18 protein-coding genes are annotated in these 14,514 nt (G+C 64.8%); 11 read left to right on the top strand and 7 right to left on the bottom strand.

The genetic code is table 11. From position 1 onward, the window contains the following. Positions 1-129: 129 nt before the first annotated feature. Positions 130-1,242 carry a DNA polymerase III subunit beta gene (gene dnaN, locus LDB29_RS19285; protein ID WP_025549668.1) on the bottom strand — a complete coding sequence of 371 codons (1,113 nt, stop codon included), beginning with the start codon at positions 1,240-1,242 and terminating at the stop codon, positions 130-132. 151 nt (positions 1,243-1,393) lie between these two features. On the opposite strand from dnaN, the gene LDB29_RS19280 reads away from it, so the two are divergent. The 3 genes from LDB29_RS19280 (at position 1,394) to LDB29_RS19270 (ending at position 3,758) form a co-directional block, all read left to right on the top strand. Beyond that, positions 1,394-1,906: a hypothetical protein gene (locus LDB29_RS19280; RefSeq protein WP_044660342.1), complete on the top strand. Its 513-nt coding sequence runs from the start codon at positions 1,394-1,396 to the stop codon at positions 1,904-1,906. A 59-nt stretch (positions 1,907-1,965) separates the two neighbouring features. Next, positions 1,966-3,225, top strand: coding sequence for a 23S rRNA (adenine(2503)-C(2))-methyltransferase RlmN (gene rlmN / locus LDB29_RS19275; protein ID WP_025549670.1), 1,260 nt, complete (start codon positions 1,966-1,968; stop codon positions 3,223-3,225). Between the two features lie 107 nt (positions 3,226-3,332). Continuing rightward, on the top strand, positions 3,333-3,758 hold the full coding sequence (locus LDB29_RS19270; RefSeq protein ID WP_025549671.1) for a hypothetical protein: 426 nt from the start codon (positions 3,333-3,335) through the stop codon (positions 3,756-3,758). Positions 3,759-3,893: 135 nt separating this feature from the next. Here LDB29_RS19270 and LDB29_RS19265 read toward each other — a convergent pair whose 3' ends face one another. Beyond that, a complete protein-coding gene (locus LDB29_RS19265) occupies positions 3,894-4,403 on the bottom strand; it encodes an outer membrane protein (protein WP_025549672.1) in 510 nt (169 codons plus the stop codon). A gap of 308 nt (positions 4,404-4,711) precedes the next feature. Beyond that, positions 4,712-5,218 (bottom strand): porin family protein, encoded by a 507-nt coding sequence (locus LDB29_RS19260; RefSeq protein ID WP_025549673.1) that lies wholly within the window; start codon positions 5,216-5,218, stop codon positions 4,712-4,714. A gap of 291 nt (positions 5,219-5,509) precedes the next feature. On the opposite strand from LDB29_RS19260, the gene LDB29_RS19255 reads away from it, so the two are divergent. From LDB29_RS19255 to LDB29_RS19225, 7 genes are all read left to right on the top strand, one after another. Further along, positions 5,510-6,241, top strand: a complete 732-nt coding sequence (locus LDB29_RS19255; RefSeq protein ID WP_025549674.1) for a cytochrome b/b6 domain-containing protein — start codon at positions 5,510-5,512, stop codon at positions 6,239-6,241. Beyond that, positions 6,238-6,990, top strand: coding sequence for a molybdopterin-dependent oxidoreductase (locus LDB29_RS19250; protein ID WP_037482918.1), 753 nt, complete (start codon positions 6,238-6,240; stop codon positions 6,988-6,990). Before LDB29_RS19255 ends, LDB29_RS19250 begins: the two co-directional genes overlap by 4 nt. Before the next feature lie 31 nt (positions 6,991-7,021). Further along, entirely contained in the window at positions 7,022-8,263 is a 1,242-nt protein-coding gene (locus tag LDB29_RS19245; RefSeq protein ID WP_025549676.1) for a cyclopropane-fatty-acyl-phospholipid synthase family protein, read from the top strand. A gap of 110 nt (positions 8,264-8,373) precedes the next feature. Further along, positions 8,374-8,685 (top strand): hypothetical protein, encoded by a 312-nt coding sequence (locus tag LDB29_RS19240; RefSeq protein WP_025549677.1) that lies wholly within the window; start codon positions 8,374-8,376, stop codon positions 8,683-8,685. 203 nt (positions 8,686-8,888) lie between these two features. Continuing rightward, entirely contained in the window at positions 8,889-9,311 is a 423-nt protein-coding gene (locus LDB29_RS19235) for a DUF350 domain-containing protein (protein WP_025549678.1), read from the top strand. Between the two features lie 3 nt (positions 9,312-9,314). Continuing rightward, positions 9,315-10,172, top strand: a complete 858-nt coding sequence (locus LDB29_RS19230; protein WP_025549679.1) for a serine protease — start codon at positions 9,315-9,317, stop codon at positions 10,170-10,172. 31 nt (positions 10,173-10,203) lie between these two features. Continuing rightward, positions 10,204-10,479 carry a DUF3297 family protein gene (locus LDB29_RS19225; RefSeq protein ID WP_025549680.1) on the top strand — a complete coding sequence of 92 codons (276 nt, stop codon included), beginning with the start codon at positions 10,204-10,206 and terminating at the stop codon, positions 10,477-10,479. A gap of 167 nt (positions 10,480-10,646) precedes the next feature. On the opposite strand, the gene LDB29_RS19220 is transcribed toward LDB29_RS19225, so the two are convergent. The 4 genes from LDB29_RS19220 to LDB29_RS19205 form a co-directional block, all read right to left on the bottom strand. Beyond that, positions 10,647-11,315 (bottom strand): CHAP domain-containing protein, encoded by a 669-nt coding sequence (locus LDB29_RS19220; RefSeq protein WP_025549681.1) that lies wholly within the window; start codon positions 11,313-11,315, stop codon positions 10,647-10,649. Positions 11,316-11,401: 86 nt separating this feature from the next. Continuing rightward, positions 11,402-11,932: a CHAP domain-containing protein gene (locus tag LDB29_RS19215; RefSeq protein ID WP_025549682.1), complete on the bottom strand. Its 531-nt coding sequence runs from the start codon at positions 11,930-11,932 to the stop codon at positions 11,402-11,404. A 107-nt stretch (positions 11,933-12,039) separates the two neighbouring features. Further along, positions 12,040-13,110: a DNA replication/repair protein RecF gene (gene recF / locus LDB29_RS19210; protein ID WP_025549683.1), complete on the bottom strand. Its 1,071-nt coding sequence runs from the start codon at positions 13,108-13,110 to the stop codon at positions 12,040-12,042. Positions 13,111-13,237: 127 nt separating this feature from the next. Then, positions 13,238-13,780 carry a hypothetical protein gene (locus LDB29_RS19205; RefSeq protein ID WP_257555440.1) on the bottom strand — a complete coding sequence of 181 codons (543 nt, stop codon included), beginning with the start codon at positions 13,778-13,780 and terminating at the stop codon, positions 13,238-13,240. Positions 13,781-13,976: 196 nt separating this feature from the next. On the opposite strand from LDB29_RS19205, the gene LDB29_RS19200 reads away from it, so the two are divergent. Next, positions 13,977-14,513 carry a peroxiredoxin gene (locus LDB29_RS19200; protein WP_373886284.1) on the top strand — a complete coding sequence of 179 codons (537 nt, stop codon included), beginning with the start codon at positions 13,977-13,979 and terminating at the stop codon, positions 14,511-14,513. Position 14,514 lies beyond the last annotated feature (1 nt).

The following is a 14,514-nucleotide window of genomic DNA, read 5'->3' as shown; positions in this document are numbered from 1 at the left end:
CCTGCGTAACGACAAGAGATTGAAAGAAACTTACCCGACAGGCAAGGTCTGCGGCGGGTGGTTTCCCGCCACTAATCCCCGCCCCTGAAGGGGAGGGGAAGCGTCAATGTCCGCAACCGGGCAAAACCCTCAAACGCGCATGGGCATCAGCACATAGAGCGCGGGGCTGCGATCATCTTCGCGGATCAGCGTCGGCGCAGCGGCGTCGGCCAGGTGCAGTTCGACCAGATCACTGTCGATCTGGCCCAGGATGTCGAGCAGATAACGCGCGTTGAAACCGATGTCGAAGCCCTCGCCCTGGAAGGTCCCGGGGACTTCCTCGGCCGCCGTGCCGTTTTCCGGGCTGGTGACGGAAAGGGTGATCTTGTCGCGGTCCAGCGTCATCTTGACGGCGCGGGTCTTTTCGGTGGCGATGGTCGCCACGCGGTCCACGCCTTCCTCGAAGCTGCGCGGATCGATCTTCAGCAGCTTGTCGTTGGCGGTCGGGATGACGCGGCTGTAATCAGGGAAGGTGCCATCGATCAGCTTGCTGGTCAGGATGGCGCTGCCCAGGCCGAAGCGGATCTTGCTCGCCGACAGCGAAATCTGCACAGAGCCTTCCACCTCGTCGAGCAGCTTGCGCAGTTCCCCGATGCACTTCCTCGGCACGATGATGCCCGGCATGCCGTCCGCGCCGTCGGGTCGCGGCACGGTGACGCGCGCCAGGCGATGGCCGTCGGTCGCCGCCGCCTTCAGCACAGGCTGTCCCTCGTCCGAAACGTGGAAATAGATGCCGTTCAGATAATAGCGCGTCTCTTCGGTCGAGATGGCGAAGCGCGTCTTGTCGATGATCTGCTTCAGCGTTTCGGCGGGCAGTTCGAAGCTGGTCGGCAGGTCGCCTTCCGCGATCACCGGGAAGTCGTCGCGCGGCAGGGTCGACAGGTTGAAGCGGGCGCGGCCTGCCTGGATCAGCATCTTGCCCTCGGCGGCCTGGAGCGAGACCTGGCTGCCTTCGGGCAGCTTGCGCGCGATGTCGAACAGGGTGTGCGCCGAAATGGTGGTCGCGCCGGGCTGTTCCACCTGGGCGGCGACGCTTTCGACGATCTGGAGGTCGAGGTCGGTCGCCATCAGCTTGATCGCGCCATCGGCCGATGCTTCGATCAGCACGTTGGACAGGATCGGAATCGTGTTGCGCCGCTCGACCACCGACTGGACGTGGCTGAGGCTCTTGAGCAGCGTTGCGCGTTCGATGGTGGCCTTCATGTCCCTGTTCTGTCCGTTTCTTTTCTGCGCAAAGCCCGAACTCGGTCGAATCCGGGCGACAATGATGGATGATCCTTCATAGCCGCTGTGACGGCCCCTGCAAGCGCTGGGTGATCGTTTCGTTTGCCAAAGGGTTGCAAAAGGGAACAGCATGCGCTTTGCCGGGGATGTGAAAGCTCCATGGCCCCTCGCCCTCCCCCTGATGATCATGGCCACGGCCGCGCAGGCGCGGGACTCTCTGGGCGTGTTCGAGGCGTGGGGGGCGTTTCGAGATCCGACCCCTTCCCAATCCGGTGGCCCCCGTTGCTATGCGATCGCCATGCCCGTCGCAGCGGGATCGGAGGGCTTTGCGGCGGTCGGGAGCTGGCCGCGCCAATCGGTGCGGGGGCAGGTGCATTTCCGCTTGAGCAGGATGCGGATGGGGGACGCTGCGGTGATCCTGAATGTGGGGGACCGGCGCTTTACGCTGGTGGCGGGGCAGGTGGATGCCTGGGCGCCCGATGCGCGGGCGGATGCGGCAATCATCGCGGCGATGCGCTCCGCCACCAGCATGAGTGTGCAGACGCGGGATGCGCGTGGGCGGGGCTTTGCGGACACCTATGCGTTGCGCGGGGCGGCCACGGCGATCGATGCCGCGGCGCTGGGGTGCGCGCGATTGCGGTGAGGGGCGTGCGCCATTCACCGCCCTTCCAAAATCCCCCAAAATCCGCTATGGGCGCGGCCATGCAGACAGCCGCCAACCCCTTGATGCCGATTCCCGGCGCTATCGACCCTGTGCCCGTGCCCCGCGCGGTGACGCCTCGTGAGGATGGGCGCGTCGACCTGATGGGGCTGTCGCGGCCGCAGATCAAGGGCGTGCTGGAGGAATCGGGGCTCGATACCAGGCAGGCGAAACTGCGGTCCAAGCAATTGTTCCACTGGCTCTACCATCGCGGCGAGACCGATTTCGACGCCATGACCGACCTTGCCAAGCCGATGCGCGGCTGGATGGCGGAGCGCTTCGTCATCGGTCGTCCGCAGGTCGTGGAGGCGCAGGTCTCGAGCGACGGCACGCGCAAATGGCTGCTGCGCTCCGACGACGGGCAGGATTATGAGATGGTGTTCATCCCGGACGCGGACCGGGGGACGCTGTGCGTATCGAGCCAGGTGGGCTGCACGCTCAACTGCCGTTTCTGCCATACGGGCACGATGCGGCTGGTGCGCAACCTGACGCCGGGCGAGATTGTGGGCCAGGTGATGCTGGCGCGCGATGCATTGGGCGAGTGGCCCAAGGGCAGCATGGCGTCCGCCAATGACGATGAAGCCGACGATGCGCCGCAATATACGACCGATGGCCGCATGCTGACCAATATCGTGATGATGGGCATGGGCGAGCCGCTCTATAATTTCGACCATGTGCGCGATGCGCTGAAGGTCGTGATGGACGGCGATGGACTTGCCCTGTCGAAGCGGCGCATCACCCTCTCCACCTCCGGCGTTGTGCCGATGATGGCGCGGGCGGGCGAGGAGATCGGCGTCAACCTCGCCGTGTCGCTGCACGCCGTGACCAAGGATGTGCGCGACGAACTGGTGCCGCTCAACAGGAAGTTCGGCATCGATCAGCTTTTGCAGGCCTGCGCCGACTATCCGGGGGCGAACAATGCGCGGCGCATCACCTTCGAATATGTCATGATCAAGGACAAGAATGACAGCGACGAGGATGCGCGCGAGCTGGTCCGGCTGCTTCGCCAGTACAAGCTGCCGGCGAAGGTCAACCTGATCCCGTTCAACCCCTGGCCGGGCACGGATTATGAATGTTCGACGCCCGAGCGGATAAGGCGCTTTTCCGACATCGTGTTCGAAGGCGGGATCTCCGCGCCGGTGCGCACACCGCGCGGGCGGGACATCATGGCCGCCTGCGGCCAGCTCAAGTCCGCTTCCGAGAAGAAAAGCCGGGCGGAGCTGGACCGGCTGGAGGCGGAGAAGCAAGCGGCGCTCGGATAGAGCGGGGCCGATGACCTGCGCCTTTGCGGCGCGAGATGCAAACCCCGCCCGGACGGCGGGGTTTTTCTTGTCGGCTTCGTCCGGGCGGCATGAAAGGATGGATGACAATGACGGACGAAGAGATCGAGCGGATCGCCAGCGGCTTTTGCGCGCGGACGCTGCCCAAGGAGGAGTGGACGCATGGCGCGCATTTCGCGACGGCCCTGTGGCTCATGCTGCGGCGGACGGACATGCTGGCCGAGCGGGACATGCCCGGGATGATCGCGGCCTATAACGAGAGCATGGGCGGCGTGAACAGCGACAGCGCCGGCTATCATGAGACGATTACCATGGCATCGCTGAAGGCGGCGCGGGCAGTGCTGGCGGGCTTGCCGGGCGAACCGTCGCCGGCGGAGGCCTTTGCGGCGCTGATGCGTTCGCCCATGGCCGACAAGGACTGGCTGTTCGCCTATTGGTCGCGCGAGCGGCTGATGTCGACGGAAGCGCGGCGGCGCTGGGTGGAACCGGACCTGACGCCTCTCCCCTGGGCTTAGGGTTTGTGCTGTTTCTGTTGGGCCGTGTTCCTGTGAAGGCAGGAAAAATTGGGCGTATCATTGGAACGGTGTGAGCAAGCATAGGAAAAGGGCGGCCCCACCGGGCCGCCCTTTCCCTGTTCTATCCGAGAGGGATTAGAAGCGGAAACCGATACCGACGACGCCGGCGTCACGGCCGCCAGCATTGTCTTCATATTCGGTGCGCTGATATTCAGCCGAGATATAGGTGTTGCCGGTCACGGCGAATTCCACGCCGCCGCCATAACGCACGCCTTCCAGATTGGTGCTGCCCAAGCCGGCGACCTCGAAGCGGGTGGTGGCATAGCCGACCTTGCCGAACGCCAGAACGCGCGGGGTCAGGATGTAGCCCAGGCGCACCGAAGCGGCCAGATCGCGGCTGACATCCAGACCGGCCTCATCCACGGTGGAATCGCCGAACGACACTTCCGGGCCGAAGGTGATGTTCGGGGTGACGGCCAGATCGTAACCGGTGCTGACGCCATAGCTGAAGCCTTCTTCGCCGCCAACTTTGTCGTAGCCCAGCGTCACGCCGGCGCGCGGGCCGGTGAAGGGCGCGGCGTCCTGAGCGAAAGCGGGAGCGGAAACGGCGGCAGCAGCAAGGGCTGCGAAAATCACAGTCTTCATAAAATCCTCATGTCATCAGAAACGAACAGTCCGGTGATGTGGACTGCCGCTTGTTCTTTTTACGGGGATGACGTTGCGTGTCGTTATTTCATCGTCATTCGGAATACCGAGATAATTCGGTTCATCCCCCCGTCCTGCACGCAGCGACATGCATCGCTGACGGCGCGCATATGTAACGCGATCGTGATTGTTGCAATATGGATATGAACTTTACAAATGTATGATGCTTTTCCGCAACAGTATGAGTTTGCATGAAAATGGGGCGGCCCCAGCGGGACCGCCCCTTGTCATACCCAGCGGCACCCAACTCAGAAACGGAAGCCGATCCCCACCACGCCCGCATCGCGGCCGCCGAAATTGTCTTCATATTCGGTCCGCTGATATTCGGCCGAAATATAGGTGCGCGGAGTCACCGAATATTCGAGGCCACCGCCATAGCGCACGCCTTCCAGCGTCTGGTGGTCGCCAGGGACTTCGAAGCGGCTGTTGGCGTATCCGACCTTGCCGAACGCCAGCACCTGCGGCGTCACGACATAGCCAAGGCGCACCGATGCGGCGAGATCGCGGCTCGCATCCACGCCACTGAACTTCGCCGTGGACTCGCTGAGCGAGACTTCCGGACCGAAGGTCACATGCGGGGTGACGGCCAGATCATAGCCGGTCGACACGCCATAGCTGAAGCCGTCGTCGCCCTGAACCTTGTCATAGCCCATGGTAATGCCGGCGCGCGGACCAGTAAAAGGCGCGACATCCTGAGCAAAGGCAGGAACAGAAACGGTGGCAGCAGCAATCGCTGCGATAATCGCAGTTTTCATGGTATTCCTCATGACTTGTTCGATACCCTGAACCGGGTGAGATCGATTTATGTTCTCAATCGGTTTTTAAAAGAGACGGATCTGATAAATATTTTCATATCATCCCTATTGAACTTACAGGGCATCTATCCATAGGAGCTTCAAAAATCCGGAAACTTTACTCGATCCCGGCAGCGGCGCTTATGGACCCGCAATCTGGCTCCCACATGAACGGGATCATGAAAAATGATTCATGCGCGTAACGGCATCGTCCTTTTTGACGCTGTTGGTGCAAAAGGGTAACAGCAGCCTATGGATAGCGCCTCATCCGAGCCGATAGCCGCCGAACCGAAGCTGGTGCTGCGCCACAAAGGACCGACGCGCCTGTGGCATTGGCTGAATGCGCTGCTGCTCTACGTGCTGTTCGCCAGCGGGCTTGGCATCTTCAATGCGCATCCCCGGCTTTATTGGGGGCATTATGGCGCGAATCTCGACCGCCCGTGGCTGGTGCTGGAGCGGTTCGGAAGCTGGATCACGCTGCCCGCCCACTATAATCTGGCGATGTCGCGGCACTGGCATCTGAGCGCCGCGCCGATCTTTGCCTTCGCGCTGCTCTTCTACATGGTCTGGAGCCTGTTCGGCGGGCATCTGGCGCGCGACCTGGCCTTCCGGCGCGACGAACTGGCGCCGCGCCATGTCTGGCAGGACATAAAGGACCATGCCCGGCTGCATTTCCCAACCGGCGAAGCGGCGCTGCGCTACAATATGTTGCAAAAGGCCAGCTATATCGGCGTGATCTTCGTCGCGCTGCCGATCCTGATCCTGACGGGCCTCACCATGTCGCCAGGCATGAACGCGGCATGGCCCTGGCTGGTCGACCTGTTCGGCGGGCGCCAGTCGGCACGCTCGATCCATTTCATCACGGCCTTCATGCTCGTCGCCTTCTTCCTGGTGCATATGCTGATGGTGGTGCTGGCCGGGCCCCTGAACGAAATCCGCTCGATGATCAGCGGACGCTATCGCGTGCCGGAGGCGCGGCGATGAGCCTGATCCTCGACCGTCGGACCCTGGTACTGGGCGCCGCCGCGACGCTGGCGGGATGCGACCGGCTGGCGAAGAACGAGACGATGCGCGAGGCGCTGTTTTCCGCCGGGAATTTCCACAAATGGGCGCAGCGCAGCCTGATGGCCCGCGACGCGCTGGCGCGGGAATTCCGGCCGGACCAGATTTCTCCCTTCTTCCGCCCCAACGGTACCGCCAATCCGAACACAGCCGAATATAAGGCGCTGTGGCGCAACGGCTTTGCCGACTGGCGGCTGCATGTGACCGGACTGGTGGGACGGCCGCTTTCCCTCTCCTTGGCGCAGCTCCACGCCCTGCCCCATCGGGAGCAGATCACGCGCCACGACTGCGTAGAGGGGTGGAGCGCCATCGGCAAATGGCGCGGCGTGCCGTTGAAGCCGATCCTCGACGCGGCGCGGCTGCGGGACGGGGCGCGGTACATCGTCTTCCACTGCGCCGACGATATGGGCGGCGGGCGCGGCTATTATGAAAGCATCGATCTGGTGGACGCCTTCCACCCGCAGACGATCCTCGCCTTCGCGCTCAACGACGAACCCCTGCGCGTGGCCAATGGCGCGCCGCTCCGGCTGCGGGTGGAGCGGCAACTGGGCTATAAGCAGGCGAAATATCTGATGAAGATTGAAGCGGTTGCGAGTCTGGACGGCATAGGCGGCGGCAAGGGCGGCTATTGGGAGGACCGCGCCGGCTATGACTGGTATGCGGGCATTTGACGGCAGCGGAATGACCTGACAGGGTGGCCCCATGAAATTGTTCGATCGCGTCATCAAGCGGCTGGTCACGCGGGGCCAGCTCAGCATCTATTATCATGACGGCAGGAAGATCACGGTCGGAACCCCCGAACCGGGCTTTCCGTCGCTGGCGCTGAAATTCCACGATGCGCGTGTGCCGTTCGACATCGTCAGGGACCCGCGCCTCGGCATGGCGGAGGCCTTCATCGATGGGCGCGTCGCGATAGAGGGCGGCGGGATCATGGAACTGATCTCGCTCATCCGCATGAACAATGCCTGGGAAACGGGCAAGTCGATCAGCGATCTCGGCTCCGTCAAGCGCGGCTTCAAGGCGATCCGGCGCAAACTCTGGGCCGCCAATCACCGGGCGCGGGCGAAGGCCAATGTGGCGCATCATTACGACCTGTCGGGCGCGCTCTACGCCCTCTTCCTCGATCGGGACCGGCAATATAGCTGCGCCTATTTCCCCGATGCCGACAATGAGGCGGGGATCAGCCTGGAACAGGCGCAGGAGGACAAGAAGGCGCATATCGCGGCCAAGCTGCACCTGAAGCCGGGCATGAAGGTGCTCGACATAGGCTGCGGCTGGGGTGGCATGGCGCTGTACCTGCATCGCACCTGCGGCGTCGACGTGACCGGCATCACCCTGTCGGAAGAGCAGCTCAAGGTCGCGCGCCAGCGGGCGCAGGATGCCGGCGTGGCCGACCATGTCCGCTTCGAACTGATCGATTATCGCGACATGGACGGGCCGTTCGACCGCATCGTGTCGGTCGGCATGTTCGAGCATGTCGGGACCAAGGATTACCGCACCTTCTACACCAAGTGCCGCGAGCTTCTGACGCCGGAGGGGGTGATGCTGATCCACACAATCGGGCGGGTCGACGGGCCGGGCATCACCGACGCCTTCACCCAGAAATATATCTTCCCCGGCGGCTATATTCCCGCCTTGTCGGAGATGATCCAGGGGAGCGAGGGCACGCGGCTGATGGTCACGGATGTCGAGGTGCTGCGCATCCATTACGGCCTCACAATCCGCGAATGGTACAAGCGGACGCTGGCGCACAAGGCGGACATCGTCGCCCTGTACGACGAGCGGTTCTTCCGCCTCTGGACCTTCTATCTGGCCGGTGCGGCCACGGTGTTCGAACATGGCGGCATGGTGAATTACCAGGTCCAATATGTCCGCGACCGCCGCAGCCTGCCGATCACGCGCGACTATATGCTGGAGGCGGAAAGCGCCCTGCGGGGCCGATGATCCATCCATGAATATTGGCTGACGACACCGTTCCCGGACGGTTCAGTAAGGCCGGTGCATCTTCCCTTCATGACCCCGGCGACGGGCGTGCATGCTGAGGAGAGAAAGACATGAACATCTTGTGGAAGGGCGCTGCGGCCCTGGGCCTGGCGATCACCGCCATGGGGGCGAGCGTGGCCCCTGCACAGGCGCAATATTATGGCGGCTATGGCTATCGCGACGGGTATCGCGGCGACCGTTGGGACGATAGGCGTTGGGACGATAGGCGCTGGGACGGCAGGCGCGACTGGCGCCATGACGACCGCCGCTATTGGCGCGGCGACCGGCGCTCCTGGCGCGGGCATTACCGCCAGCGTTGCTGGACCGAATGGCGCTACAATCATTACCGCGACCGGCGCGTGAAGGTTCGGGTCTGCAATTGATCTGACCACATCGGCTGGTTGATGCCATGCGATCCTCCCTGCGCGCAGCGTGGGGAGGGTGCAGGAGAGGCGGGTGCCTCTGTTCGACACCCGCGAAGTGAATGGGGGAGGGGAAGCTGCGCGGGGTGCGCCATTTTCCTCTCCGCCCGTTTCGCCATCGACTGGCAATTGCGCCCGGCATCCGCTTGCGGCATTTTGACGCGATGACCGATCCCATGCCCGTCATTCAGAGCCTGCTGTCGGGCCTGCCCATCTTCCTGCTGCACCTGGGTTCCGCAACCTTGGCCTGGCTGGCGGCGCTGGCGCTTTATATGTGGATCACGCCGCATGACGAATTCGCACTGATCCGGGCAGGCAATGCTGCCGCGGCGATCTCGCTGGGCGGGGCGGCGATCGGGTTGGCCGTGCCGTTGGGCTTTTGCCTCGCGGGCTCGGTGAATGTCTGGGACATCATGATCTGGGGCAGCGTGACGCTGATCCTGCAACTCATCGCCTTCCGCGTGGTCGATTTCCTGCTGGGCTCGCTGCCGACCCGCATCGAGGCGGACGAACGGTCCGCCGCCATCTTCCTCGCCATGATGAAGGTCGCCATCGCCTGCCTGACCGCCGGCGCGGTCGCGGGTTGAGCCGTGGCGGGCCGGCGCTTCGGCTGTCTGCCCGGCCTGCTCGGCATCATCCTCGCCCTGCTGTGGATCAGCGAGGTCATCAGGCCAACGCCGCTGCATGTCGAGGCTTTCGACCCGCGCTCGCCGCGCCGTCCGATGCCGCAATGGAGCGATGAGAGCTTCGTCATCGAGGAACGGACGGAGGCGCCCGCCGACAGCATGGGCACGACCTTCGCCATCGACCGGGACGGCGCATGGCTGACCGCCGAGCATGTCACCCATGGCTGCACCCGGGTCGGCATAGAGCAGGGCGGCTTCGCCCGCCCCGTGTCGCGCCTGGTGGAAAGCCGGGAGGCGGATGCGGCGCTGGTGCGCGGGGGCGTGGCGAGCGACCACGCCCTGCCGCTGTCGGACCGCATGCCGCCGCCCGGATCGGTCGGCTATCATATGGGCTTTCCGGGCGGACAGCCGACGCTCGTCATATCCGAGCTGATCGGCGCCGCCCGCGCCCGGCGCGGCGCAGGCGAGGAGACGCAGCCCGTGCTCGCCTGGGCGGAGCATGCGCGCATTCCGATGGGTGACGGCACGCTGTCGGGCATCAGCGGCGGTCCGGTCTTTGCCGAGGACGGCCATGTCGTCGGCGTCAACAGCGCCGCCACCGACCGGCGCGGACGCATATTGACCACGGCGCCCGATGCCATGATGCGGCTGGTCATTGCCAGCCGGGCGGTGGGGGAACGGCCGGTCGCCTATCCCTTCCTGGATCTGGCCGATGCGCATGCCCGCTTCGAATCCTGGCTGGCGCAGGGGGTGATCCGGCGCATCTTCTGCGATGTCGACGATGGACCGCAGCAGTTGACGGCGGGCAGGCCTAAGGGCTAGGTCGCGCCAGATTGACAGGATTTGGACCATCATGAGCGATACGCCCCCCGACCGCCTTTCCACCAACCCGAAGAGCCCCTTTTTCGACATGGACGTGCTCCAGCGGGGCATCGGCATCCGCTTCAAGGACCGCGTCCGCAACGATGTCGAGGAATATTGCATTTCCGAAGGGTGGATTCGCGTGGCGGCGGGCAAGACCCGCGACCGCCACGGCCAGCCGCTGACGATCAAGCTCTCCGGGCCGGTCGAGGCGTGGTTCGAGAATGCGGACGAGGGCGCCGGGGAAGCAGCGGACAAGGCGGAATAGAGTTTCGTCTGCGCTGAAGAAAAAAGGACGCCGCCTCGCCAGAGGGGCGCGCCCTTTTGTTCAGCCGCGTTCCGATGAGACGAGAGGCTCATGAGAGCCCGTTCGGACGCCATGTTTTCAGGATAGCCGGGACCGTGTTGCTGCCCGCGCGGGAGCATCGGGCCGCTTCAACGCAGCGCCGCGTCTCGCTTCACGTCCGCGATGATGTCGCGCAACGAACGGGCGGAAGGCGCCGCATCGGCATAGCGGATGGCACGCAGGTCGACCGCCAGCCGCGGCTGGGCGGCGGACCTGCGCAACGGAGCGCTATCCTCCTCCGGATCGTCCTTGGTCACCGTCATGCTGGCGAAGCGCGTACTGACGCCCAGCGCCGGATCGGTCCGGAACTCGCGCAATTGCGGCTTGTCGGGATAGATGAAGCCGAAGGTCGGGTTGCTGCGCGCGCCCATCCGGTTGGTCGGACTGTGCCAGACGCGCACCTCGCTCCAGTCGCCTTCTTCGGATACGTCGACTGCGAGAACATCCTCCTCGATCGCGCCGGGCATCGACCAGTTGGCATGCCGGATCAGCACGCGCCGGTCGTCCAGCACCCTGCTGACCACCGCGACATGGCCCAGCACCATCGGGCCGACGGGACGGAAGGCCAGCACCGCGCCCCTGCGGGGCGCATGCCCGCGCTTATAATGATTTTCCGCCTGGTCCCACCAGGTCAGCGCGTCGCCATAGATCTGGACGCCCGACACGGTGCGCGCATAGGGCACGCATTGCAGCACGGTCGCGCCCAGCACAGGCGTCGCTGTCAGGCCGGCCAGCAGCAAGGCCGCCCAGCGCATCATTCCCACTTTCATGCGACCCCAAAAGTCTCAGAATCGCCCCACCGCCGACGAAATTAGGCGGCGGCCATTAGGAAATGGTTAAAATGTCAGAAAGCACCCCGCGCGGCGTCGGAGCCTGCGGTCGCGCGATCGGCCATGGCGATCTGCACCGGAGCGTCGCTCGCCTTGTGCGCGTAGATGAAGCCTTTGGCGGGGTTCGGCCGCAGACCCAGATCCCCGATCGGGCCATACCAGACGCGCACATCGGTCCAGTCATTGTTCGGGGACACGTCGATGGCGCGGACATTGCGCTCTACGCCGCCGCGATAGGACCAGTTGGCATGGGTCAACAGCACTTCGCGTTCGCTGACCACCTTGCTGACCATGGCGACATGGCCAACCGGCATCGAACGGCTGGCCGAGAAGGCAAGGACGGCGCCGACACGGGGTTCATGGCCGCGTTCATAGCGGCCATCGGCCTGACCCCACCAGGTGTTGGCATTGCCGTACAGCTCGATACCGGAAACCTGCCGGGCAAAGGGCGCGCACTGGAGGACGCCGGCCGCGGCCGGGGTCGTGATCAGGGCGCCGAGTGCAAGCGTTGCCGCTGCGACAATAGCGCGAAAACCACCGATCATAGGAATGCGACCCCCGACTATTTGAACGACTTAACCCCGTGCCATGCTTTAGGGCAGACGCCGGACGCGTTGAAAAGCCGCCAGCGACGAGTCGTTGTTGCGGCGCGTCAATCTGCGGAACGAAAGACGTGCCCCGCCGTTACGCAAAACCGGCTCGCCACAGGCAAGCCGTTGAAAAGTGCGGATTCCGTCCCCGTCATCCAGACCTGACCGCCGGTTTCCCGCAGCCGGTCGAACAGCGCGGCCCGCCGCGACGGGTCGAGATGCGCCGCCACTTCGTCGAGCAGCAGCACGGGCGGCTGGCCGCGATGAGCCGCCACCAGAGCCGCATGGGCGAGCAGGATGGAGAGCAGCAGCGCCTTCTGCTCGCCGGTCGAACAGAGCGCGGCAGCCTGCGCCTTGGCGGCGTGAACGACGGCGAGGTCCTGCCGGTGCGGGCCGGACAAGGTGCGACCGGCAGCGGCATCGCGGCGGCGTTCGCGGGCTAGGCGAAGCCCCAGGGGCTCGTCGCCCTCCCCTTCCCCCTCGATCGCCAGCAGCGGACGGGCAAAGGGATGGTCGGGCTGGTCCTCCAGCGCGGCCTGCAAGCGGCCGACCAGATCGGCGCGGGCGGCGGCAAGCGCCGCGCCATGCTCGTCCATCTGCGTTTCAAGCGCGCTCAGCCAGGAAGGATCGGCGGCGGACAGATCGTTAAGCAGCCGGTTGCGCGCCCGCATCGCCGCCTCGTAGCGGGCGCTGTGCGCGGCATGGGCGGGGTGCAGCGCCAGCGTCAGCCGGTCCAGGAAACGCCGCCGCCCGCCGGGACTGTCCATGAACAGCCGGTCCATCGCGGGCGTCAACCACACGATGGACAGATGATCCGCCAGCGCATTGGCGGAGGATGCGACGCCGCCGATCCGCACCTGACGCCGGTCGGGGGCCGAAGCGAGAACCCCCGTACCCAGCATCACGCCGTCCACTTCCGCCGCTATGCCGAAACCGCCCGCCCCATCCTGCCGCACCATGTCGCGCAGGGCCGCGCCGCGCAGGCCGCGTCCCGGCGCCAACATCGACACGGCTTCCAATATGTTGGTCTTGCCCGCGCCATTGTCCCCGGTCAGCACGATGAAGCTGTGGTCGGGCATGATCAGCGCATCCGCATGATTGCGGAAATCGCTCAAGGTAAGACGGCCGATCATGAGGCGGCTCTAACCAGTGCGGCGGCTTTGGGAAAGCTTGGAGTAAGCATTCCGCGCTCCTGCGCAGGCAGGAACCCAATTCTGCCGCCCGATCCCGTTTCCCGCCTTTGCAGGAACAGGCCGAAGATCAACTACACCGCTTCCGCGTCACCGCCCGGCCGTCGTCGATCACCGTCAACTCCCGCCCGCTGGCCGAGGGCCGCAATTCCAGCTTCCTGTTCCAGCTCTGCCCTTCGCCGGTGAAGGCCGCGTCGATGCGGATGCGGCCGTCTGGGCCGTGTGACACGCCGGTCGCCTTCCCCTCGCTCTCCAGAAAGACCAGGCTGGTCGGCGTGATCGTCAGCTCCAGCTCGGTCGCGCGGTCGGCACAGCTTTCGTCCAGGCCCGTCCATCGCCCCTGCACGCTGGCGGGGATGGTCGACCCCACCGGCACGGGCTTGGATGGAATCTCCGGCGCGGGTTCAGCGGTCTGGATGCCGTTCGCGCCTTCCGGCACCTGCTGCACTTCGTTCATCGCTTCGTCGACGATATTGGTGGCTATCCCGGGCTGATCGCCCGGCTTGTCGCCGCACGCCGCAAGGACGAGCAGCGGCAGGAGAATCATCGCGCGCATGGGAGGAAAACCGGCATTCCGCCAATGGGTTCCGGCCAGCCCCCGTTCCTGCTTCATCCCTGCCACACTCCTTCTCGGCCACTTCTCAGCCACGGCTTACGCCATGGCGCGCCGGAAAGGGGCTGACTTTTCTTCCCCCCGCGATCCGGCTGGGCCACTGGCGGACTTGCGCGCGGCGAACGTTGCAGTCATCACCATGGCCGAAGGGATGGACTATCGGAAGCCCCCCACCGCCTGAATGAAGAGGAAGCCGATGATGAGAAGCCTGAAGATCGCTCTCGCCCTTGCCGCTGCCGCCGTCGGTTCGCAGGGCGCCATGGCGGCGCTGGCCGTCGGGGCCAAGGCACCCGACTTCACCACCCGCGGCGCTCTGGCGGGGAAGACCTTCACCCTGACCCTGTCGCACCAGTTGAAGCGCGGGCCGGTGGTGCTTTATTTCTTCCCCAAGGCGTTCACCCCCGGCTGCTCCGCCGAAGCGCGGGAATTCGCCGAACATATCGAGGATTTCAGGAAGGCTGGCGCGACCGTGATCGGCATGTCGGCCGATCCGGTGGACGATCTGGTCGCCTTCTCCACCAAGGAATGCGCGGGCAAGTTCGCCGTGGCGTCGGCTGGTCCCAACATCGTGTCGGGCTATGACGTGGCGCTGAAGATGCGGCCGGGCATGACCGACCGCACTTCCTATGTCATCGCGCCCAGCGGCCGCATCGCCTTCGTCCATAGCGAGATGAACTATGCCGGCCATGTGAAGAGCACGCTCGCCGCCGTCGAGGCGATGAAGCAGAAATAAG

Source organism: Sphingobium sp. CFD-2, from assembly GCF_024611135.1.
GTDB classification, from domain to species: Bacteria; Pseudomonadota; Alphaproteobacteria; order Sphingomonadales; family Sphingomonadaceae; genus Sphingobium; species Sphingobium fuliginis.
The sequence above is the reverse complement of the archived record's forward strand: the minus strand, read 5'-3'. Positions and strand labels throughout refer to the sequence as shown.